This is a genomic window from Sphingobacterium sp. xlx-130, from assembly GCF_011007405.1.
GTDB lineage: Bacteria > Bacteroidota > Bacteroidia > Sphingobacteriales > Sphingobacteriaceae > Sphingobacterium > Sphingobacterium luzhongxinii.
This window is the reverse complement of record NZ_WFKN01000006.1, coordinates 379,585-400,964: the sequence shown is the minus strand read 5'-3', so window position 1 is coordinate 400,964 and position 21,380 is coordinate 379,585. Positions and strand designations below refer to the sequence as shown.

Here is a 21,380-nt window from a genome sequence, read left to right as displayed (position 1 = left end):
ACATATGAAATATATAGTGGCTCTGGGTCTGCTTTTTACTTTTACAAATTCCTTTGCGCAGATAAAAGGTCGGGTGTACGAGGATACCAACGGTAATTCGAAGTTTGATGCCAACGAAAGAACGCTGGATAAGGTGGTGGTTTCGAACGGCTATCAGGTGGTGTGTACCGATGCACAGGGAGAATTTAATATGGAAAACAACCCCGATGCTCGTTTTGTCTTTGTTAAAGCCCCGTCGGGCTTTAAAATGAGTAAGCAGCATTACTTGAAAATAGAGGGGCAGCAGACTACTTATAATTTGGGTGTGGTTGTAGATCCAAGTCAGCAAGTGGATAGACTTGATTTTATACAGATTACAGATACGGAGACAGCGCTATACGGTACCTGGGTAGATAATATTAAGCAGTATGCCCGTAATCAGGGTATTCCATTGATCATGCATACGGGTGATATCTGCTATGAGGAGGGGATGAAATTTCATGCGAGACAACTTAATAGTGGGTTGATGGGTACGGCAGTACATTATGCGGTAGGAAACCACGATCTGGTGAAGGGTAAGTATGGGGAGGAGCTGTTTGAACAATTGTTTGGACCGACGTATTATTCTTTTGAAAAGGGGCCTGTACACTTTGTGGTGACACCGATGTGGAGCGGCGATTATGCGCCGAGCTACAACAGAGATCAGGTAATCCGTTGGATGAAGAAGGATCTCTTGAATAAAGATCCAAACAAGGCATTGGTCTTGATAAATCATGATTTTTCGGTAGGGACCGACTTTGTCCTCAAGGGAAAGACCGAGGAGATAGATCTGAAAGCCTATGGACTAAAAGCATGGCTGTACGGGCACTGGCATAATAACTATAGTTTTGTAAACGCGGCTAACGGTGTACGTGTCATTTCGACCAACGCCCCGGATAAAGGAGGTATAGATCATTCGGTAGGCCAATTTCTACATGTCAGCATGGATAAAAACGGTGTACAGGATGTCCGCCCCATATATACCAACTTGAAGGAATACATCGTATTGGCGGATCCAATCATCGGGGCCAAAGAGGTGCAGATCAAGGCAAATATCTACGATAGTGAGCGGTGGGTCAATAGGGTGAAGCTTACAGGATATAACGCGAAGGGAAATAAAGTGGTCGAGAAGGATTTTGAAGGTAATGGTTCATGGACTTGGAGTATTGAGCTTCCTCTGAATAAGTCGAAAGAAATACATGAAGTATTGGTTGAGGTGATTTTTGGAGATGGTTCATCAACTATGCGTAAACATAAATTGGATCTCAAACAGCGGACCGTCATGAAGACATTATGGTCTAGCAATATAGGTGGTGGTATATGGAAGGTGAGTCCACTGCTGAACGAAGGTATGTTATATACGGCCACCTTTGATGACACGGGCGGAGGTAAGGCAAAGATCGTCGCTATGGATGTCAGGGATGGCTCGCTGCTGTGGGAGCTGCCTGTCAAGAATTCGATCAAGCAGAAATTACATATCTATAAGGATATACTGTTGGCTACGGATGTGGAGGGAACGGTCTATGCTATCGATGCCAAGAAGGGAACGTTAAAATGGACGAAGGCTTTGCGACAGATCGGCCTACCGAATTATGTAACGGGATCTGCATTGAAAGACGGTGTCTATTACGCTGGAGCCGGAAGTTTTCTCACGGCATTGAATGCGGAAAGCGGTGAAGTGGTCTGGAAGAATACGGATTGGAATGGAGGAGAAGCGATGCCGGGTGAGATGTTGGTTACAGAAGATCTCTTGATAACAGGGGCAAATTGGAATGCATTATTTGTCCATGATAGAGCATCAGGAAAGCTTCTTTGGAAAAAAAATGAGGACGGTCTTCGGTTTAGAAGCGGTGGTGTTGCTGTGGATGGCGATAGAATGTATCTCACGGGCTTGAATACGTTGTTTGTGTTGGATAAGTCCAAAGGTACTGTGTTGGCACAGCAAAAGCATGCTTTGGATTTTAAAGTGATGGGGGCTCCATTGATTAGGGGCAAACAGTTTGTTACCGGTACTTCAGACGCTGGTGTGTGTGGTTTTGATAGGGAGACACTGGAGGAAAAGTGGCGATTTGACACGCGCGATGCATTGATATTTACGTCTTCTTATTCCAATCCAAATACTGGTACACAAGTAGAGACCGTAGAGAGTGCCATCGTGCCTTACCAGAATGATTTTATTTTTGGAGCATCGGACGGTTATCTCTACAGATTGAGCGATACCGGAAAGCGAGTGGCGGAGAAGAGAATAGGAGCACCAGTATTGGCAGATCCTGCGCTGTTGGATAATTTGGTGTTTGTCGCTGATTTTTCAGGGACGGTACATTGTATACAGTTGGATTAGTTAAAAAGAAAGCCCGAATATGTCGGGCTTTCTTTTTATGATAGTCGGTTTGTCTCGTCTCGGGTTAATTTATATAAATAGCTAAATCGAATCCTTGTATTTTTTTTTGTAGTTTTTTTGTGCTAAAAAATAAGTTTTTATATTTGCGCATTATTTAAACTAAATCTAAATAAAATGTTTAAGGGTTTATACTTCAACCGTGCGGCAAGACAGAAGACTTATAGCTATATTTTTAGCATTGCGCTGGTGTTTATGCTTTTATCGGGGCATGGATATGCGCAGGTAAAGGTTTTCGTACACAGTGTAATACAAAAGCCCATTCAGGGTGCGACTGTATATTTGGGTGAAGATATTGTGGGGAGGACCGATAGAAATGGTCAGATTGATCTAGCAGTAACTGATAATCTGGTGCAACGTATCGGCGTACGGGGAATGGGTTTCAAGCCTTTTGAGAAAATAATAAATCTGGATACCGTACGATCGCCGCTTCAAATTGTAATAGAAGAGACCGATCAGCAACTGGAGGAAGTTGTTGTTACAGCGGGAAGACGACCTGAATTCGTATCGCAGGTGCCATCGTCGGTGAGTATCCTGAACCGACAGGATATTGAATCCCAAATGAATATTAATACCAATCTATCCAGTATTCTGGGAAATACAATACCTGGACTGGGGACATCGACCAATAAGGCGACCAATGCCGGGCAGACGCTGCGTGGACGGCCGATATTGGTTTTGATTGATGGTATACCTCAGTCTACTCCATTGATGAACGGGGTTCGTGATTTGAGGACAATAGATCCTAATGTGGTAGAGCGCATTGAAGTCATCAAAGGTGCGACTTCTATCTATGGCAATGGTTCGGGGGGAGGTATCATAAATTATATTACAAAAAACGCTAGTGGGAATCAGAAAATAGCTGGGCAGACCAGTATAGGTACTACTTTTAATCCTATTCATAGTGATGGCACCATGGGCTATCGGGTGTCGCAGTATTTTTCGGGTAGTGCAAACCGAAAATTGAGTTTCAATATCGGCGGTACTATGGATTATACCGGATTACAGCGGGATGGTGAGGGATTGCCGCTAGGACAGACCGATGGATTATCTAACTCATATCAGTACAATGCTTTTGTGAAGTTGGGCTATCAACTGGATGCGCATTCTTCTCTTAGCGGATTCTATAATTATTTCAATAGTACGCAGCATGCCAAATATGTGAGTCAGGCCGGAGTATATGGTGAATCGCCGACGATAGGAGTCCGTGGTGAAGAACCTGGTGAACCGGCGGGAACGCCATTCAATCATAATGCGATGCTGAGTTATTCCAAAGATAATGTGTTTGGAAATTCGCAATTGGATGTGACAGCTTACATAAACTCGTTCCAATCGATGAACAGGTATGTCAAGGAGTCTACATCCTGGTACGGACCGGGACAGACCATGATTAATTCTAGAAAGAAAGGTTTGCGTCTGAACATGAATACGCCGTTACAGCTGGGAAGTATTCCGACTGCGATCACCTATGGTATAGATCTGTTGAATGATATCACCTATCAGGACCTGACTGATGGCAGGGTGTATATACCGAATATGGATATGTCGAATATCGCTCCTTATGTGCAGTTAAAGGTAGATTTGTTGGAAAATATAATCTTTAAAGGCGGACTGCGATATGAGAATGCAACCGTACGGGTCAAAGATTATAATACGATAGCCACCAAGGCTGATGGCAGTGGTGGTATTTTTGTCACAGGCGGAAAGATACCTTATAAAGCGACGATGTTTAATGCTGGATTGCGGTACAATAAATATAACTTTTTCAATCCTTTCCTGAGCTTTTCGCAGGGTTTTGCTATCAATGAATTGGGGCGGATCCTGAGACGGGCTACTGAAAATACAATCGATAACCTCGAGACAGACCCTATTATCACGAATAATTATGAAGTAGGTTTTTCGAGTACGCAAGGGATATTCAACCTTTCGGCGGCGTATTATATCAGCACATCCAAATTAGGGGTTAATCTGGTAGATGTGGGAGGTTATCTGACTCCTCAGCGGGAACCGGAAGATGTGCATGGTTATGAAATCGCGCTGGATGCACGTCTGTCGCCACAATGGTCGGTAGGGGGAAGTTACGCTTATGTGGAAGGTGAAGCTAAATTTGATGATGGAAGTCAAGTCTACCTCAATGGTTCTCGTATTGCACCGGCTAAGGCAACGGGATACGTGTATTACAGACCCAATAATAAGCTAAATGTACAGCTATTCTGGGTGCATACCGGTGCGCGTGATCGCTTCGATATCAATCCCAAGAAAGGTCAATACAACAACAGTGAGGGGCCGGTAAAATCTGTCGATCTATTTAATCTTTCCTCTTCATACAGCGTCAATGCGCTATGGAATATAGGTATGGGGATAGAGAATCTATTGAATAAGACCTATTACCCTACAGTAAGCCAATATCGAGGACTTGACGTGGACTATGTAAGGGGCCCTGGAATGCAGGTGAGTTTGAATTTTTCGTATAAATTTTAGTCATGTTCAAGAGCTGGATACTGTGGCTCCATAAATGGCTGGGGCTGCTTAGCGGTATTGTTGTCGTAATCGTAAGCCTAACAGGCTGTATCTATGTGTTTCATGACGATTTGAAGAGCGTAGTATATCCGGCAAAATATTACATCACGGATAGTAGTAAAAATAAGCAAGTAGAACCTCTCCCGCTCAGTACACTGCTGGCTAAATCGGAGAAAGCATTAGGCGCGGGTAAAAAGGTGTCCCGTGTGGATCTGTACCCTGCTGCTGATAGAACCTGGGTGTTTCGGGCGATGGATCTGGACGAATCTAAACATGTGTTTTGGGATTATTATACCTATTACGATCGTGTGTTTATAAATCCGTACACAGGACAGGTACAGCAGATTGAAGATTCAAAAACTGAGTTTTTTCAGTTGGTACTCCAGACGCATATGAACCTTCTGCTTGGAAAGGCAATAGGAAAGCCCCTCGTAGCTTGGTCGACCATCCTATTTATTGTTTTGATCATCAGTGGAATACCGTTGTGGTGGCCTAAGAAGTGGAGGGGAAAGCCCCTTAGGAGGAGCCTATGGTTACGTTTCAAAGCAAAGAAAAAGCGGTTAAACTATGATTTACACAATGTTTTGGGCTTCCATACAGCGCTATTGGCGCTAATTTTATGCATTACAGGGCTTGTGTTCGCCTATCCTGGTTTTAAAGCAGCGTACGTCTCTTTTTTTAACGGTATATCTGTGAGTGATTCTGACAGGGAGACGGAGCTAGCTGAATTTCAACCTGTACCGCAGGTCTATGCCGCTAATATCGACAATGCACTATTATATAGTCTGAAACAACACCCGACAGCAGATATGATGTCTATACGGCTTCGCGGAGCAAAGGCCGAGATGGATGATATACAGATTCGGTTGAGCAAAGACAAAACGAGTGATTTTGTCTGGTATTACTTTGCGCGGTCCGACGGACAGATCGATAAAGTGTTAACGTCCGAAAGGATGAAAGCAGGGGATAAGTTGGCCAGTATGAATTTTGACCTCCATGTAGGGAGTATTGGCGGAATGGGGACTAAAATATTGGCTTTTGTGGTGTCTCTGATATGCGCTTCACTACCTATTACGGGATTTATTATCTGGATGAACAAGAAAACTAAATAGTCTCCGATTAGCGATTATCACTTTCTTCCTCTTTACCTTCCTCGATAAGCGTTTCTACTTCTTGCATTTCGCCATGATCTAGTTCGTCTACGCGCTGTTCTTGTTCGGCAGTGTGTGTGTCGATATGAAACGTGCAGGCCACTGGAAAATGATCAGATCCAACGTCAGGTAAGATGGTAAGCTGATCGATGAAGATTTGGGGACTGTGAAACAGTAGATCTAAAGGAACTCTGAATAACCAATATTTGGCATGGAATGTCGATAGTATGCCTCGTCCTATACGAGCATCAATGAGTTCGCTAGTCTTCCGAAATAATATCGAGCTCTTGGCCCAGGCGACATTGTTGAAATCACCTACGACAACTACTGGAAGCGAATGGTTTCGTACCTGCTTGGCTACACTCAACAGGTCGCCATCGCGCTCTTTCGAATTTTCCTCTTCGGTCGGACTAGGAGGAGGAGGATGTACTCCAAAGAATATAAACCGGTGGCCATCTTTGGTTTCTAGTTCGGCTTCTATACTAGGGATGTCGTCTGCTACAAAATAGTGTGTTTGGACCGAGATCAGTTTGAGACGGGTATATAGATGCATTCCGTAGGTATTGGCTAAAGTTACTTTTTGATGATTCGGATAGTCACTTTCTAGGACACGTAATGCGCGCTCCCAATGGGCATCGCTTTCCATCGTTAAGAAGAGGTCGGGAGCTTCTTTTTTGATAAGGTTGATAAATCGATCGTGTTTTTTGTTATACTGGTATACATTGCAAGAGATCACCTTGATGGGATCCGACGTTGAATCGGATTTTTGGACGGATGGAGTGCGCCAGAACTTGGTGTACCGCGCCAGTACATATGTATGATAGATTATAAGTGCGAGCTGACTGGATTGTATCACCCAGTACGAAAAGTCTTTTGTATGCATAATAGCCATCAACACAAATGCTGCGAGCTGCAATAGCAATAGTTGCAGTTTTAAGAACTCGGGAACACGGAATACCCAGTGTTGGTGTTGGATGAAAGGTAAGATGCTGAGAACGATGAGCAGACAGGAGATAATAGTAATGATCATATACGGCGCTTCTGTTTTTTTATTAAATACAGTTGAAGGAAATATTTTGTTTTGTAGAAAAGATGGATTTGTTGAGATTGTTGTTACGCTGTGTCCAGCATTTGAATCGGGACACAGCTTAATAACGCGGCTGCTCTTAACTGTGGTATATGTCGTAAAATATTTTTGACAGTTTTGAAGGGTTTTCTTTCCAGGCATCGTACATGTTTTTACCAATTTCATCAGGCACAATCTCCAGTTCGTCAGTCGCGACCTGCGTTAATATTTTTATGGCGACGCTATCCGGACTGGGCATATCCCAGTTACTGTCTTTATTCATATCCGTAGCAATAGCTCCAGGATTGACTGCTTGCACTATAACGCCCTTTTTTGCTAATTCTATACGCACAGATTGTGTGGCAGAGAAAAGTGCTGCCTTGGATGCTGCATATCCTGCAATTGTGGGCAAAGGAGAGTAAGCGGCAATAGAAACGATGTTTATTAGTCGAGCGGGCTTATTCTTTTCCAGAATAGGAGCGTAGGCCCGCATCATGTTTATGGTGCCAAAATAATTGACCTTCATATCATGATCCATACCAACAGGATCAGCCTCTAAGATAGTTCCTGGATTTAAGACACCGGCATTGTTTATCAATATTTCTGTATCTGAGGTTGCTGTTATGATTTGAGCAATAGCTTCGCTACTGGTAATATCTAAAGGGATTGGGAAAACTCGATGGTCATGGAATGTAGGCATCTGGTTCAAATCTCTTGATGTCGCGTATATTTTTTTTACGTCATTTTTTAATAGTGCCTTTACAAGTGATTTGCCAATACCTCTATTGGCTCCGGTGATGAGAACTACCTTGTCTTTAAAAATCTGCATATCTTTATATATTGATTAGCCAAAATTAGGACAAGGAACAGCACGAAAAAATCCGATAATTGCTGAATTCTATAGGCAGCTTCCAAAGAATCAGATCTTTTGTGGAAGCTGCTTTTATATTTTAAAGAATCTTCTGCGGGATTACTTTTTGATTACCAACGATTGTTTGACTTGGTTACGGTAAAAATCTATCGTTATCTGTGTATGGTATTCATCCCGTTTTATAATGGTCTTAAAATCTTTGACCGTGTGGACTGTTTCGCCTTGGCAGGCGACGATAACATCGCCTGTTCGCAAACCTCCTCGGTGTAATAGGGAGCTGTCTGCTAGTTTTACTATGCGTACTCCGGCTATGGTCGGTAAGCCGGCCGCAGACTGCTCGCCTAATGTTTCGACGGATTTAAATCGGCCTTCTTTCCAATCAAAATATTCACCGTCTTTATTCGATTTTTCCAATGTAATTTTTGGTATCTCTGGTTCGGCGGCTAGTGTACGCAGTCTTGGTGCGTTAACGCCAAAGTGGGACATATCAAAGTCTGTATATCCCCTTAGTGGGAAACCATCAAGACTAAAGTCGCCGGTAGAGGCATTCTTAAACTTGATGTTTTCCACAGCGATCGAATGCTGTTCTATGCCTTTTGCCTGATCCTTTTCCAGGTCTTTCCTATGGGTATAAAAATTGTAGTCTACTGTATCTCCCCAATAGTGGACCTGTATATCTTGATGGGGTTGCATTACGATATTATGACGAAACACATCGTGACTGTCCTTAAACCAAACATGTGGGTGAAACCCATTATTGACCATAATATTGTTGTATACCGTCCGGTAAAAACCTTCTCTAAGTTTTAGACCTCCGCTGAGGCACAGGTTATTGAAGATGCGGTAGTTGGAAGAACCGTCATCCAGGTCGATATCCCAACCGTGGTCGCATTGGAATCTATTATTGCGGATTAATGTGGTTTCTACAGCATCAAGTAAAATCCATTGGGGATGCTTCGCGACCAATGCATCCATTTGCGTTCTATTGGGATGCCAGAAGCGATCTCTGCCCCAAGAATTGAATGCGCCATGATCGCTGGTCTCCAGTACCGTATGAAAGACATCATTGAAGGCAATATCATGACCGCCCCAGGTGCCATCGCCGATATTTATACCTGCTCGAGGTACCTGATATATGGTGTTGTGAAAGACACGTATCGAGGAGGCCATCGCTATCTGGACACCTGCGACTTGCTTTTCGATCAGACCAATATAACGAATCAGGTTGCCATGGGCTTCACACTGCGCGGGATAGTTCGTTGTTTTAGGGCCGCTTAGGGTATCCATATCTTGTTCTGCAACAAATTTTTCATACCGGAAAGCGGGGGAACGCACAGCATCGGCTGAACCAACAAAGTTGATGGCACCAGCGCCTATGCGTTCGATAAGATTGTCGCGGATAACAACAGCTCTATTATAATTACTGATGAATACAGCATTGCCGCCAAGATCGGAAAAGTCTGAATCGGAAATGGTACACTTGGTGGTGCCTTCGAGCTTGATAGCCCCTTGGCGATATATGGTCCAGTCACTGCGGAGTAGCGGTTCTGCCGTCTTCATAAAAGTAGGAGCCGTATGGATAAAACGAATGCCTTGGATATTAATATCATGTACTGGATTAGATGCTGTTCCTAGAAGGGTTATAATATTTTCTAGTAAGGGTGCTTCAAATGTTTGTTGATTGGGATCCGTACCAGAGTCAGGAAGGTAGTACAACGTGGCTGTCTGTTCATCAAGATACCACTCAAGGACTGTGTCTAATTCTTCAAAAACATTTTCGACGTAGCGATAGGTATCATGCATCTTGCTAGGTCTATTGTTTTGGGTGCCACCTTCGAATATTAAGTTTCCCTTGGGGTCTTTGGAAAGGACGCGATAGTGGAAGCCGCCCCATCTTCCGGCGTGTAGGGCGTGAACGATAGCTCCCTTGGGATCTTTCCATGCTGAGGTTCGCTCGGGAGAAATCGCGTCTGCAGCATAGCCGTTAAAGGGTGCTACTTGGGCGTCAAAATTAGGGTAGCGAGCGCGGACGAGTCTGTTCCCATCGGCGAATAACTCTTGGAAATTAAGTTGTTTCGGTACCTTCGCTTTCCAAAGGCCATTCTCTAGCTTCTCCCATTGTAGCTCCAATAGTTTGGATCCACTTAAGGTAACATTTCGCGCTATAGCAGCACGGATAGTGAAGGGGGAACCCTCGGTTCCCGATATTTCGGGATAAATTTGGAGAGGTTTATCCAAATAATATTTCCCGTCCATAAGAACAAGCTCGATTGCACCGGTGAACCCCTCTTTTTTAAGCTTTGATACGGCATCTATTCCAGCTTGTGGACTGGCATAGGGCTTAGACTTGGTGCCGGGGTTACGGTCATTACCGGATAGGGATACATAGATCGTTTTGCTGTTGGCAGAAGGCTGTGCGAAGACTCGAATCGACAGATAATAATACCCCAGTAAAATAAATAGGGTGAATCGGATTACATTGGTTAAGGTATAGTACATCCTTAAATATAGGTTTTTTTAGATTAATGTTGGATATAGTAAGGAAAAATAAGCTAGAATCAGCGCGTTACGGAAGTTTTTTTTCTGTATGGATTGGATTGGGACATCCTAATTTTGGCGTACCTGTAGTACAAACATGAGCGGTTGATGATCGCTACTATCTCGTGTGGGAGTAACACGAGGAGGTATTTCCTGACGAAGTACCTCCTCGTGGTGTATTTAGTTAGTATGTATATGTTTCTATGGATTTGATCTGATTATTTCCTTCGGTAAATACCAGGGTAGGCTTGTAGCTATCGGCTTCTTCGGGCGACATATTAATGAATGCCAAGATATGAATAGTATCTCCCACCTTGGCATGTAGGGCTGCTCCGCCATTCATACAGACCTCTCCGCTACCTCTTTTGCCGGGTAGCACATAGGTCATAATCCGACTTCCACTTACGGCGTTGTTGATATATACCTGTTCGTATTTTTTAATTCCAGCAGCATCCAATAGATCTGCATCAATAGTGATCGAACCGTTATAGGCAACATTGGCCTCGGTTACTTTTACCGTGTGTATTTTTGATTTTAGTAAGGTTAATTCCATGTTATATTGCTTTTGATAATTTTTTTGTTGTAGGTGTATTCTGTCTTTTTTAATAAATACTTGATTTCGTTTTGAAGAATAGTAAAATGGAGACCATCCATCTGAGTGGTAATTTCAAACGGTTTTGCGAGGTCTAGGTTTTGTTGGGGGCATATGGTCGCTATCCGATTGATCAACACCCCTGAAGAAGTATAGCTTTCCACCCAATAGTGGGATTCGCTTATGCCATCGTTAAGAACCTGAAACCACATGCCTTCACCTATACCACCTAGCCATTGGGCATTTTCACGGAGATTGGGTGGGAGTGCCGGGCGATCTAATTGGCCATTGTCGGTGTCACACCCAAGCGTGGATATGTGCTTGCTTGATAAATTTTCCTTGAGCAATTGCCAATGAAAATTTAATGAACTGATCCTGCCCATTCTTTGTTGTTGGACCATACCCTCGTGGTAACAGTGAATGGTATTATTCGCTCCCGTATTGATGATGTTACTCATCGGGCTTGGTTTCAATGTTTCTGGAAAATTGATTTTTTTGATACGCCGATCTTTTGGATGCATCCCAGCAACAAGGACTTGGGCAACGAAACGTGAGCAACTGTTATTGCCTTTGGCAATAGCACCGTAGGGAATCGGACCATTGGTAACTAACTGATCGGCAAACTTTTTTGCGGAGACGTAGCAGATATCTGGTGCAAGCGTAAAAAAGAGCCGCCCTCCTCCATGTGTAGCTTCTTCCATAGCACTTAGTTCGGTCAATATCTCATCTATATTGGTAATCGCTTTGTGTGACTTATCAAATGTGGCGATACGGTCTATTTGAAGTCTGGGATCAAAGTGTTTGGATCGTGCGCGACCATCGCCACGTGGACTGACATAACGGCCAAAGTCATAATACTCGATGTTCCCTGTATTTTGGGAGATGAGAAGAATAGCAGCATGACCGACTTTGAAATTTAGATTTTTGACAATACCGCATTTTTTTAAAAATGCCATCCAACGTTCGTCTCCAAAAGCAGTCTGGTCTGGCCATGCCAAGGGTATGGCAAAGTCATTAAAACTTCTCATCATATTGTGCTAGCTCTTTTTTGAATGTCGGATATAGGCTGTTTAGGTAGCGGTCGCCATAGTCTGCAAATAATAAGACTATACGGTCGTCTGCATGTATCGGATGTTTCTCCGCATATCTTTCTAAGCCGCTGAGAACAGCTGCACTGGAAAAGCCAAGTAATATTTCTTCTTCTTCATAATAGGTGTTGGCCCAGCTTATACTTTCTGTTCGGCTCACCTGAAAGATTTCATCGATTACTTCTGGAGCGAATACAGTCGGAACGAATCTTCGACCTATACCATCTATTTTTTCCATAGTAGGCAGGGCTTTGGGAAGAGATCCATGACTTTTTAAATGGGATAGTATAGAACCGTTAGGTTCTATACCGCATATCTGTATGTTGTGGTTTTTTGTTTTTAGATATTTGCCTGTTCCTGATATAGTTCCGCCTGTACCTATACCGGCAAAAAAATGGGTGAGCTTGCCATTCGTCTGTTCCCATATCTCGGGGCCAGTAGTCTGGTAATGGGAAAGTGGATTCTGGGGGTTGTTGTACTGGTCTGTAAAGTAGCAGTTTGGAGTGCTTTGGGCATATACAGAGGCTTGGTATTGGGTTGACCCCTTGTCAGATAGGCCATTTGAATTGTCACAAGCTATTACAGTAGCTCCCAGTCTGCGCAATAGGCTAAGCTTTTCGCGTGCACAATCCTTGCTGACGTAAATACGGCAGCCGTAACCGAGTTGCTGTGCGAATTGGGCTAGACCTATTCCCGTATTGCCGCTGCTGGCCTCCACGAGTGTATCACCTTGCTGGAGGAGACCAAGCTCGATAGCCTGTTGGATCATATACCAGGCAGGGCGGTCTTTCGAAGTTTTGTTAATGTTATAGAACTCTTTCTTTATAAATATACTACAGGCGTATTTTTCGGAGAGGTATGGGCATAGTTGTAGTGGTGTATTTCCTATTTTCGTAGTATCCAAATGGTATGATTTTAAAGTTTATTTATTGTTTATATAACGATATAATGACGTATTGTATTGTGTTTATTACCCTTTTTTATAAGTTTTAACAGTTCAACGAGGTAAAAGTTTGCTGCAAAGAGGCAATAGATAGTTTTTAAAGTTTTTTATGAACTATTTGCCCTTATGGTTGGTTATGGAGATGAGACAACTGTAAAAACTATGAAGAAAACGAAGAAGATCTTTACGGCGCATTTTACGATATTGAAAAATGCGGTGTTGGGATTTATGAATGAATCGGCTTTAAAATACAGTGCTTCACTGGCTTATTATACGGTTTTTTCTGTAGGGCCTATCCTTGTTTTAATGATCGCATTGGCAGGGATTTTTTTTGGTGAAGAAGCTATACAAGGTAAGGTGTTTTCCGAGTTACGAGGTCTGATCGGTAGTAGTGTGGCATTGCAGGTACAGGATATTATTAAAAATCTTTCTCTTTCGGGCAAGTCGAATATGGCGCTTACCATCAGTGTCGTGACGCTTTTGATTGGTGCTACTACGGTATTTGGAGATATCCAAAACTCGATAAATAACATATGGCATGTACGCCCTAAGGTGAAGAAAGGTTGGTTGAAAATTATAAAAGACCGCCTACTTTCTTCGTCTTTGGTGATAGGCCTGGGTTTCTTGCTGGTAGTTACGCTAATCGTAAATGGCATTATAATAGCTTTGACAGATCGATTGCAGCGATTTTTTCCGGACACTTCGGTGCAATTGTTTAATGGGATAAATTTTTTACTGTCCTTTGGCATTATCTTTTTTATGTTCTGCATCATTTTTAAGGTACTTCCTGATGTCAATATCAAATGGCGAACAGTACGGTCGGGAGCACTGTTTACCGCGGTTCTGTTTGTAATCGGGCATTTTTTGATCGGTCTGTATATCGGAAATTCAGGCACCGAAAGCACCTATGGAACAGCTAGTGCTATTGTACTAATCCTGTTATGGGTATACTATACCTCGGCGATACTCTATTTTGGAGCTGTCTATACACGGGAATATGCGATCCATAAAGGCACGCCGATACAGCCCTCTGAGTTTGCGGTGTATGTTGAAGTCAAGGAGGTGGAGAAGGAGGTTAATGTAGTGCCGCCTGCTCCGTTGACAGAGCAGGAAAAGGCAATGGGCAAACGCACCAAATAGCTGTTTTTTCGCTGTTAAAGCTTGTAGGATACGCTAAAAAGACATGTTTTGGGATAATAGAGTGCTTTCCTTCACTAGATGGTTTTTAAATTTTATGATAAAAGTGCTTCCTTGTCCAAGTTCACTTTCAATCTTAATCTCTGCATGTAGACGGTCAGCAATACGCTTTACGATAGATAGGCCGATTCCCGAACCTTCAAAGCCGCTGGAATTGGACATACGTTTGAATATTTCAAATATATTTTCAACTTCATCTGCAGGGATGCCAATCCCGTTATCTGTAATACGGTATATAACATCGTCTTTAGTGAAATGACTGTTTATGCACACTTGCGGATATTCGGTCTTACTGCTATACTTGACGGCATTGGCCAGTACATTTAAAAAAAGTTGATACAATAGAGTTTTTTCTCCAACGATCGGATGCAGTTGTCCTATTTGAACATCCAGATCTGGGCAGTAATAGCGTTCTTTACTTTCGGCGATGATCTTATAGATGAAGGGTTCTGGATGTATGGTGTCATATTCAAAGTCAAAGGTCTTGGCTTTTGAGAATTCAAATACCCGTTGCATCATATTTGTCATCAGGTCTACAGCCTCCAGGATATTGGTGCTTACCTTTTTAAGAAACTCTTGTGGTAGGTTGTCTCGCTGCTGAATCACCTGTGCCGCCAGCTTTATGGAAGACAAAGGATTTTTTAGGTCGTGACTGAGCGTGTAGCTATAGGTGTCTAGTGTATTATTGACTTCTACGAGTCTTTCATTCAGCTCTTGTATTTCAGAAACTCTTTTCATGACAGCGTCCTGTACGATGTATCGCATACGGCGCATAAATAACAGTTCTCTTTTTTTCCATGGCGTAGCATGTCCTTTTACTTTCCGCTTCCAGGCCTCGAATGATGTTCGTGGGGAAGGGTATTGTACTTTCCCCCTTGGTTTGTCCACAGGAGTTTTTTTAGGATTTCCAGCCCAGGTTTCTTCAATCTCTATTTCTTTACGAAACCAATAGAGACTAAATTTTGGTTCACGCAATATGACGACTTTTGCCACACCTGGAAATGTCTCTTCGTACGCCTGATCCGCTAACGTAAAATTATGGTATGCAAGCAGTTCTTTTTGACTACGTTGATTGATAGCGAATTGAATTTCTCTAAAATGCTGAAGGATAGGTGATTCACCATATAGATAAACACCATCAGGGTGTTGAATTGCCAAGCCTTGTGCCGATACCATATTGCAGAGGGAAGGAGCACTGTCGGCCAGGACTTCGAGTATTTTGCGATTGACCAAGAGCTTTTCTTTCAACTCTAACTCCAAGGATTTGATCTTTTTATTGTATTGTAGGTCTATTTCTCGTTGATGTGCGAGATGTCGATTTACGGCATATTGAGCCAAGAAGACGCACAGGTGACGCTGTGCCAGATCGACCATTTTAGGATTTCGGTGTTGACAGGTTATGAGTCCCCACAGTTGACCGTCCATAAGTACGGAAAAGCTGGCACTGGCACGTACCTGCGCATGACGAAGGTACTGGAGGTGGGTGGGCGACAAGGCGCGGATACTGGATTTACTTAAATCTAGGGGATCAGTCTCCTTGCTTAATAAAGAGTACGTTGGAGCATCAACATCTACTGTATGACGGGCTATAAAATGGGTGTACAATTCACGGGCCTGTTTGGGAATATCAGACTCGGGATACTTGTAGCCTAGTAGCGAAGTCATGTCGGGGGCGGTCTTTTCGGCAATGACCTGTCCGCTGCCATCATCCATAAATTTATACAGCATGACTCGGTCAAAATTGATCACCGTACTGATGCTGGAACAGAGTGCAAACCAAAGCTCATCTCCTGCAGCGTCCAAATGCCGCGCATGGGAATATAGTTTGGTATTACTTGACTTGCGTGTATTAATTTGCTCGAACTCAAAGTAAATTTTATGCTCAAGTTGATAAATACTCCAATGAAAGTCTCTCTCGTTTATTTTTATTTCTGAAACTTGTCTATATAATGGGTCTTCTTCAAATTTAGAAAAGAAAGTGGATAGGGTAGCGGGATCCAGTTTACTAATTGTCCAGAAGTCATTCAGGGGGCTCCCTAATAAATCACCCGCAGATAGGTTGAGCCAATCTCCAAAGTTATCACTGATGGCTATACACTGTAGGGCATAATCAAACACCACCAAATAACCAAACCCCTGAATCTGGCCACAAAGATGAATTGGTTCATCTTCGCACTGCAACCATGCTTTACCCATAAATAAACGTTCAAGGTATAAATATAACTTTATGAAGTCACTTCTCAAAGTTTTGAACGACTGTTCTAACGGTAAGGGTATAAATACGGGGGAAGAAAAAAAAATACGGTTTAGATAAATCTACCGTATAAAGCTGACATATTTTATGTATTTACCATTCCTTTTTTTATCATTTCTAACATTGGGGGGGATGGATTCTTAAAGGTAGGTGCTTGCTCAACAAGACTTCCGACCCCTTTTTTGTTGATTTTAAAGGTAAGATCCATTTCGGTGGTAAATAACACTACGCTGCTGAACGGGTTTCGAATATAGTCGCTTAGTACGGTAAATACTTCTTCTTTGGTATGGAAATGTTCAATCTCTTCTGTTTTGTAGCAAAAGGTTAACGCGAAATCGTAACCTCCAGCATCTAAAAGATGAAGTCGTACATAAATGTTCTTTAACTCCGTATTACCTATCGTTTTGGCGAATGTCAATTTGGCAAATGTTCCTTGTTTGATACTTGATTTTATGTGTTCACAAAATTCGTTAAATACAATTTGATAGGGCATTTTAATAAAGTTTGAACGGCTAAATTACAAGAAGTAGTCGATAAGCACGAGTTTTTTTATTATTAATTGCCTCCGTCCGCCCATCACGCATCTGTAGATGTAAACCTATCTTCTATACCATCGATTTTAAAGGCAGAATACGTTGTTTCTATAGGTTCTGTAGCTGTGCCCTTAACGGCGATATAGTATGCCTGCTGGAAATGGTATTAAAAGGCCGTTACTTCTTTGCTTCGTAGCGGTTCTACTTACGCGGAGAAAAGGAATTTTAATAGTTTTGCTTTTTGAACGCTGTCGGTGTAGTGCCGGTATGGCGTTTAAAGTATTTAGCAAAATTAGATTTATCCGAGAAGCCAAGTTCAAAAGCTACTTCGGATATGGAACAGGTTGTATAAAACAATAACCGCTTCGCTTCTTTGATAATATATTCTGCCAGAAGTGCAGATGCTGTGCGATTTGCGTTCTTTTTACAGACTGCGTTGAGATTCTGTGGGCTGGTGTTAAGTTTGACTGCATAATAAGCCACGTGGTTAATTACCTTTGCCTCACTATTCAACAGCGCATAGAATCGGTCGTATATGTTTTTAGTGGTGGCTTTAGCTTCATTTGAAGAGTCTACATGTTCTAATACCTTGGCCAGGAATGCTTTGAACAATCCCTCTTGGCAGGTTTTGTTACCTTCATTGACGAGTATACGCAATAAGGTTTCAAAGATCGCTCCCTGTTTAAAATATAGTGTATCATATTGACTGATGATGCCCACTAATCTATTGATTTCAAAATCAGCACTCTGCATCACAAAAGAATCCTTTATAAGGATAACAAAGCCTTTTACAGGATTGACCAATTCCCAATGGTGTACATTGTCTTTTCTGATGACTAAAAGACAGGGGGGCTTGACGGTAGATTCGCGACCGTCAATCACATGTATACCCGAAGTGGACGAAAGGAAGACCAGTTCCAGATAGCCATTATGCCTATGCGGTTGGGTGATGTTTTTTGAACGGTCAAATTCAACGATCTTGATATGCCTTCGATCCTTGATTTTGTCTTTTACGATAATCTGTTTGTCAGCGTTCATAACTTACAATTATACAATAATCAAAATTAATAATAACCCATAATTAATGATCTTTCTATTTGTCTATAACTATAAATGGTAACTCTGGCAAAATAAATTAATAAATTAAAATCTTAGGCTGGCGTGCAGTGTGATTTTTTTACCATCATATCCCGGGAGAAATAGGTAAGTGTTTTTCTTCTTTTTTATACGATCTTCGAACAGCGGGAGTACCCAATACGATATTTTAGTACTTAAAATACCGATTCCAGCTCCCATGGCGACATCAGAAAACCAATGCTTGTTATTGTACATTCTAAAAAAGCCTGTTCCTGTGGCTACAGCATATCCGGCTATTCCGTACCAGATCGATTGATGCCGGTATTCTTGCCACAATAATTCGGCTCCTACAAACGCGGTTGCAGTGTGTCCAGAGGGAAATGAGTTATTAGCGGAGCTGTCTGGTCGCCATACGGTGCTTGTAGATTTTATGGTTATTACGGTGGTAGCCATAATAGCATTTGACAAGGCGGCTCGAAATAAGCGTTGTTTCAGGTTGTGCTTTGCCTTGATGCCTAAGGCATCAAGTGCAAATACACTGGCGGTACCGGCATATTGGCTGAAATCATCTATGGCGATTTTTTCGTCGATATTTTCCTGAAACTCGTTTCTGATTTCGTTGTTCTTCCCGATAAGATAGGGGCTTTCAAGACCCACGATGCCGTAGCCTATAAGTACTGATGGTACGATCAATTGTTTATAGTATTTTTTTTTCGGGCTTTTGGCCGTCTTGATGGTATCCGTGGCGCTAACTGTTGCTGACTGAGCTTTCAGTACGATGGGCAACAAAAGCCAGATAAATAATAAAAAGACTGTTTGTGGTCGGTTTAAGTTTGCCATACCATAGGTTTTGTTTTCACTGACTAAATATAGAAATAAAGAAGTGTTTTATAGCTTTTTTCTGAAAGTTTAGGTGTGCAGAGGCCATCAAGAACTTTTTTCATAACATTTTACTTTACTGTTAGCATTCAAGAGCTCACCCGATACAATCGGGTTGGGTTCATCGCTGTTGGTGATTCAATGTAATCATAGAAGATGCCCCCTCCGGAGTGATGGATGCATTGATTATCGCCTTAATTCAAGAGGTGAAAAAGCAGAACTTGAGCTATCTTAACATGGGGATGGCTGCTATGTCCGGTATCGAAGATCCGAAGGGGTTTTCAGAGTGGGCGATAAAATTTGCTTATGAGAAGTTACCTCAGTTCAAGCATTATCAAGGGCTTTACGAGTTTAAAGACAAGTTTTCGCCAAAATGGAGTCCTAAATATATGATATATGAAAATCATTACGATCTAGCATCATTACCATTGGTGATCAATAAGATTACCAAACGGTAGTTTTATACGGGGGGATAAGACAGCTCGACATTTTTCGCGTATTATTCGGTTGGTGGGATCACTGGCTCGTTACCATGGGTGTATATATTTCGTTTGTGAAGGGTTTTATAACAGGGGAGATGTAAGCTGCTGAAAAAACAAACGAATTGAAAAACGATTGTGAGGTAGAGTTGTTCTATGTCCGAAACAACACTTAAAAATCGACATTAGTTAGTGCGTTGAAACCTAACTAACAGGTTAGGTTAATAAGGAATTTAGTGTGTGTGAATGAAGGTGGTGTTTCAGTAATGAAACATCGCCTTCTCTTGTTTAATCAACTCGTATGATCAATTTAGAGGATATTATCGGCCGCGATTCAGAAGTGTTTTTTCTCATAGAAATCGCTATACGCACAGTGATCATGTTTGTGCTTATTCTTACCATACTTCGTTTGTCTGGCCGGCGCGGTGTTCGACAGTTAACTGTTTTTGAAGTTGCCATCATCATTAGTCTAGGCTCGGCAGCAGGTGATCCTATGTTTCAGGGTGATATCCCCATCGTACATGCTGTCATTGTCTTTATATGTGTGATCCTGGTATATAAATCGGTAACCTGGCTTGCGGTTCGATCTCAAAAAGTAACCTATCTGCTGGAGGGCAAGGTGTTGCCGGTGGTGAAAGACGGTGTGTTTGATATGAAGCATGAGAATGATAACGACTTTTCAAAAATGGAGTTTTTCTCTGAACTCCGAAATCTGAACGTCGAGCATCTTGGACAAGTGCGCGAAGGAGTGCTGGAGGTAGACGGTACACTGAGCATACTTTTTTATGCCGATGAAGAAGTGCGGTATGGATTACCGTTGTTCCCCTCGAGCTACAAGAAAGTTGATGTAACTCAAAATGAGGGGCCTTTTGCTTGTATGTATTGTGGCCTTGTAGTGCCTGCATTAAATAGTGCATTGCCAAAGTGCAGAAGTTGTGGAAAGGATGATTGGACCATAGCCATTAATACAAAGAGACACAGTTAATAGGGGAGACGACACGTGTTTGTACGTGATCTCAGGCAAATAATACGCTTTTTGATTGGACTTATCAACCGACACCAGACAACGTTGTTCAAGTATCGATCACCGGCTAATAAAGCCTTAAATTTTATCATATTATGGCAACAACAATGAAAACTTCAACAAAAACTTCCACCACAGGCGCTAAAGCAGAAGCAGGAGTAAAGGTGTCGTCTACCTCTAATAACCCGAAGAAAGAAACTGACAAGGGCGCTACAACCGCAAAGTTGAAAGCGAAGGCTGATGCAGCAAAGGATCTGCAAGATCTGTTTGAGGATGGTCTTAAGGATATTTTATGGGCTGAAAAGGCACTATTGAAAGCTCTTCCTAAGATGGAGAAAAATGCTACTTCAGCAAAATTGAAAAGGGCTATAACCCAGCATATCCAAGAGACCGAAGTACATGTGCAACGTCTTGAAGCGTGTTTTGAAAGTATCGGTAAGAAGGCGAAGACAGAGAAATGCGACGCCATGGAAGGTCTGATCGAGGAAGGGGAAAGCATTATGGGGGAGACCCAGTCTGGACCAGTACGTGACGCTGGAATTATCTCGGCCGCGCAAAAGGTAGAACATTACGAAATCGCTACATATGGTACGCTCGCCGCTTTTGCCAAAGTCTTAGAACATGAAGAGGCGCTCAAATTATTATTGCAAACCTTGAAAGAAGAGAAGAAATGTGACGAGCTATTGACGAGTATAGCGGATACTAACCTCAATTCGAAAGCAGAGTAGAGGCTAGCAGTGACAGGCTGCCCA

The 21,380-nt window shown here is 42.4% G+C and carries 17 protein-coding genes; 7 read left to right on the top strand and 10 right to left on the bottom strand.

The features are described from left to right. Positions 1-4 precede the first annotated feature (4 nt). The 3 genes from G7B18_RS13205 to G7B18_RS13195 all read left to right on the top strand — a co-directional run bounded on the left by G7B18_RS13205 (position 5) and on the right by G7B18_RS13195 (position 6,048). Positions 5-2,359 (top strand): PQQ-binding-like beta-propeller repeat protein, encoded by a 2,355-nt coding sequence (locus G7B18_RS13205; RefSeq protein WP_164122973.1) that lies wholly within the window; start codon positions 5-7, stop codon positions 2,357-2,359. Positions 2,360-2,533: 174 nt separating this feature from the next. Beyond that, positions 2,534-4,897, top strand: a complete 2,364-nt coding sequence (locus G7B18_RS13200) for a TonB-dependent receptor (RefSeq protein ID WP_240452859.1) — start codon at positions 2,534-2,536, stop codon at positions 4,895-4,897. A gap of 2 nt (positions 4,898-4,899) precedes the next feature. Continuing rightward, complete coding sequence (locus tag G7B18_RS13195; protein ID WP_164122971.1) at positions 4,900-6,048, top strand: PepSY-associated TM helix domain-containing protein; 1,149 nt, start codon at positions 4,900-4,902, stop codon at positions 6,046-6,048. Positions 6,049-6,055: 7 nt separating this feature from the next. On the opposite strand, the gene G7B18_RS13190 is transcribed toward G7B18_RS13195, so the two are convergent. The 6 genes from G7B18_RS13190 to G7B18_RS13165 form a co-directional block, all read right to left on the bottom strand. Beyond that, positions 6,056-7,117, bottom strand: coding sequence for an endonuclease/exonuclease/phosphatase family protein (locus tag G7B18_RS13190; RefSeq protein WP_164112330.1), 1,062 nt, complete (start codon positions 7,115-7,117; stop codon positions 6,056-6,058). Positions 7,118-7,253: 136 nt separating this feature from the next. Continuing rightward, positions 7,254-7,982, bottom strand: coding sequence for an SDR family NAD(P)-dependent oxidoreductase (locus tag G7B18_RS13185; RefSeq protein ID WP_164122969.1), 729 nt, complete (start codon positions 7,980-7,982; stop codon positions 7,254-7,256). 141 nt (positions 7,983-8,123) lie between these two features. Further along, positions 8,124-10,523 carry a PDZ domain-containing protein gene (locus G7B18_RS13180; RefSeq protein WP_164122967.1) on the bottom strand — a complete coding sequence of 800 codons (2,400 nt, stop codon included), beginning with the start codon at positions 10,521-10,523 and terminating at the stop codon, positions 8,124-8,126. 223 nt (positions 10,524-10,746) lie between these two features. Further along, entirely contained in the window at positions 10,747-11,115 is a 369-nt protein-coding gene (gene panD, locus G7B18_RS13175) for an aspartate 1-decarboxylase (protein WP_164112327.1), read from the bottom strand. Beyond that, on the bottom strand, positions 11,106-12,185 hold the full coding sequence (locus G7B18_RS13170; protein ID WP_164112326.1) for a DUF6695 family protein: 1,080 nt from the start codon (positions 12,183-12,185) through the stop codon (positions 11,106-11,108). Before G7B18_RS13170 ends, panD begins: the two co-directional genes overlap by 10 nt. Then, on the bottom strand, positions 12,169-13,146 hold the full coding sequence (locus tag G7B18_RS13165) for a PLP-dependent cysteine synthase family protein (protein ID WP_164112325.1): 978 nt from the start codon (positions 13,144-13,146) through the stop codon (positions 12,169-12,171). Before G7B18_RS13165 ends, G7B18_RS13170 begins: the two co-directional genes overlap by 17 nt. Before the next feature lie 201 nt (positions 13,147-13,347). Between G7B18_RS13165 and G7B18_RS13160 the strand changes: the two genes are divergently transcribed. Then, entirely contained in the window at positions 13,348-14,325 is a 978-nt protein-coding gene (locus G7B18_RS13160; RefSeq protein WP_164112324.1) for a YihY/virulence factor BrkB family protein, read from the top strand. Between the two features lie 33 nt (positions 14,326-14,358). On the opposite strand, the gene G7B18_RS13155 is transcribed toward G7B18_RS13160, so the two are convergent. From G7B18_RS13155 to G7B18_RS13140, 4 genes are all read right to left on the bottom strand, one after another. Beyond that, on the bottom strand, positions 14,359-16,578 hold the full coding sequence (locus G7B18_RS13155; RefSeq protein WP_164122965.1) for an ATP-binding protein: 2,220 nt from the start codon (positions 16,576-16,578) through the stop codon (positions 14,359-14,361). A 143-nt stretch (positions 16,579-16,721) separates the two neighbouring features. Continuing rightward, positions 16,722-17,129 carry a hypothetical protein gene (locus tag G7B18_RS13150; RefSeq protein WP_164112322.1) on the bottom strand — a complete coding sequence of 136 codons (408 nt, stop codon included), beginning with the start codon at positions 17,127-17,129 and terminating at the stop codon, positions 16,722-16,724. Between the two features lie 265 nt (positions 17,130-17,394). Further along, the gene (locus G7B18_RS13145) at positions 17,395-18,207 is read right to left on the bottom strand and encodes a helix-turn-helix domain-containing protein (protein ID WP_164122963.1); all 813 of its coding nucleotides are present in this window, start codon (positions 18,205-18,207) and stop codon (positions 17,395-17,397) included. Positions 18,208-18,312: 105 nt separating this feature from the next. Next, the gene (locus G7B18_RS13140) at positions 18,313-19,086 is read right to left on the bottom strand and encodes a phosphatase PAP2 family protein (RefSeq protein WP_164122961.1); all 774 of its coding nucleotides are present in this window, start codon (positions 19,084-19,086) and stop codon (positions 18,313-18,315) included. A 185-nt stretch (positions 19,087-19,271) separates the two neighbouring features. Here G7B18_RS13140 and G7B18_RS13135 point away from each other — a divergent pair, with 185 nt between their 5' ends. The 3 genes from G7B18_RS13135 (at position 19,272) to G7B18_RS13125 (ending at position 21,356) form a co-directional block, all read left to right on the top strand. Then, positions 19,272-19,583, top strand: a complete 312-nt coding sequence (locus tag G7B18_RS13135) for a phosphatidylglycerol lysyltransferase domain-containing protein (protein ID WP_317164374.1) — start codon at positions 19,272-19,274, stop codon at positions 19,581-19,583. A 322-nt stretch (positions 19,584-19,905) separates the two neighbouring features. After that, entirely contained in the window at positions 19,906-20,589 is a 684-nt protein-coding gene (locus tag G7B18_RS13130; protein ID WP_164122958.1) for a DUF421 domain-containing protein, read from the top strand. A 134-nt stretch (positions 20,590-20,723) separates the two neighbouring features. Next, positions 20,724-21,356: a ferritin-like domain-containing protein gene (locus G7B18_RS13125; protein ID WP_164122957.1), complete on the top strand. Its 633-nt coding sequence runs from the start codon at positions 20,724-20,726 to the stop codon at positions 21,354-21,356. Positions 21,357-21,380 lie beyond the last annotated feature (24 nt).

Excerpts from the sequence above, each read along its gene's own strand:
- G7B18_RS13125 (WP_164122957.1), top strand. The coding sequence starts at position 20,724 with ATGGCAACAACAATGAAAACTTCAACAAAAACTTCCACCACAGGCGCT.
- G7B18_RS13185 (WP_164122969.1), bottom strand. The coding sequence starts at position 7,982 with ATGCAGATTTTTAAAGACAAGGTAGTTCTCATCACCGGAGCCAATAGA.
- G7B18_RS13200 (WP_240452859.1), top strand. The coding sequence starts at position 2,534 with ATGTTTAAGGGTTTATACTTCAACCGTGCGGCAAGACAGAAGACTTAT.
- G7B18_RS13140 (WP_164122961.1), bottom strand. The coding sequence starts at position 19,086 with ATGGCAAACTTAAACCGACCACAAACAGTCTTTTTATTATTTATCTGG.
- G7B18_RS13150 (WP_164112322.1), bottom strand. The coding sequence starts at position 17,129 with ATGCCCTATCAAATTGTATTTAACGAATTTTGTGAACACATAAAATCA.
- G7B18_RS13180 (WP_164122967.1), bottom strand. The coding sequence starts at position 10,523 with ATGTACTATACCTTAACCAATGTAATCCGATTCACCCTATTTATTTTA.
- G7B18_RS13195 (WP_164122971.1), top strand. The coding sequence starts at position 4,900 with ATGTTCAAGAGCTGGATACTGTGGCTCCATAAATGGCTGGGGCTGCTT.
- panD (WP_164112327.1), bottom strand. The coding sequence starts at position 11,115 with ATGGAATTAACCTTACTAAAATCAAAAATACACACGGTAAAAGTAACC.
- G7B18_RS13130 (WP_164122958.1), top strand. The coding sequence starts at position 19,906 with ATGATCAATTTAGAGGATATTATCGGCCGCGATTCAGAAGTGTTTTTT.
- G7B18_RS13205 (WP_164122973.1), top strand. The coding sequence starts at position 5 with ATGAAATATATAGTGGCTCTGGGTCTGCTTTTTACTTTTACAAATTCC.
- G7B18_RS13170 (WP_164112326.1), bottom strand. The coding sequence starts at position 12,185 with ATGATGAGAAGTTTTAATGACTTTGCCATACCCTTGGCATGGCCAGAC.
- G7B18_RS13145 (WP_164122963.1), bottom strand. The coding sequence starts at position 18,207 with ATGAACGCTGACAAACAGATTATCGTAAAAGACAAAATCAAGGATCGA.
- G7B18_RS13155 (WP_164122965.1), bottom strand. The coding sequence starts at position 16,578 with ATGGGTAAAGCATGGTTGCAGTGCGAAGATGAACCAATTCATCTTTGT.
- G7B18_RS13160 (WP_164112324.1), top strand. The coding sequence starts at position 13,348 with ATGAAGAAAACGAAGAAGATCTTTACGGCGCATTTTACGATATTGAAA.
- G7B18_RS13190 (WP_164112330.1), bottom strand. The coding sequence starts at position 7,117 with ATGATCATTACTATTATCTCCTGTCTGCTCATCGTTCTCAGCATCTTA.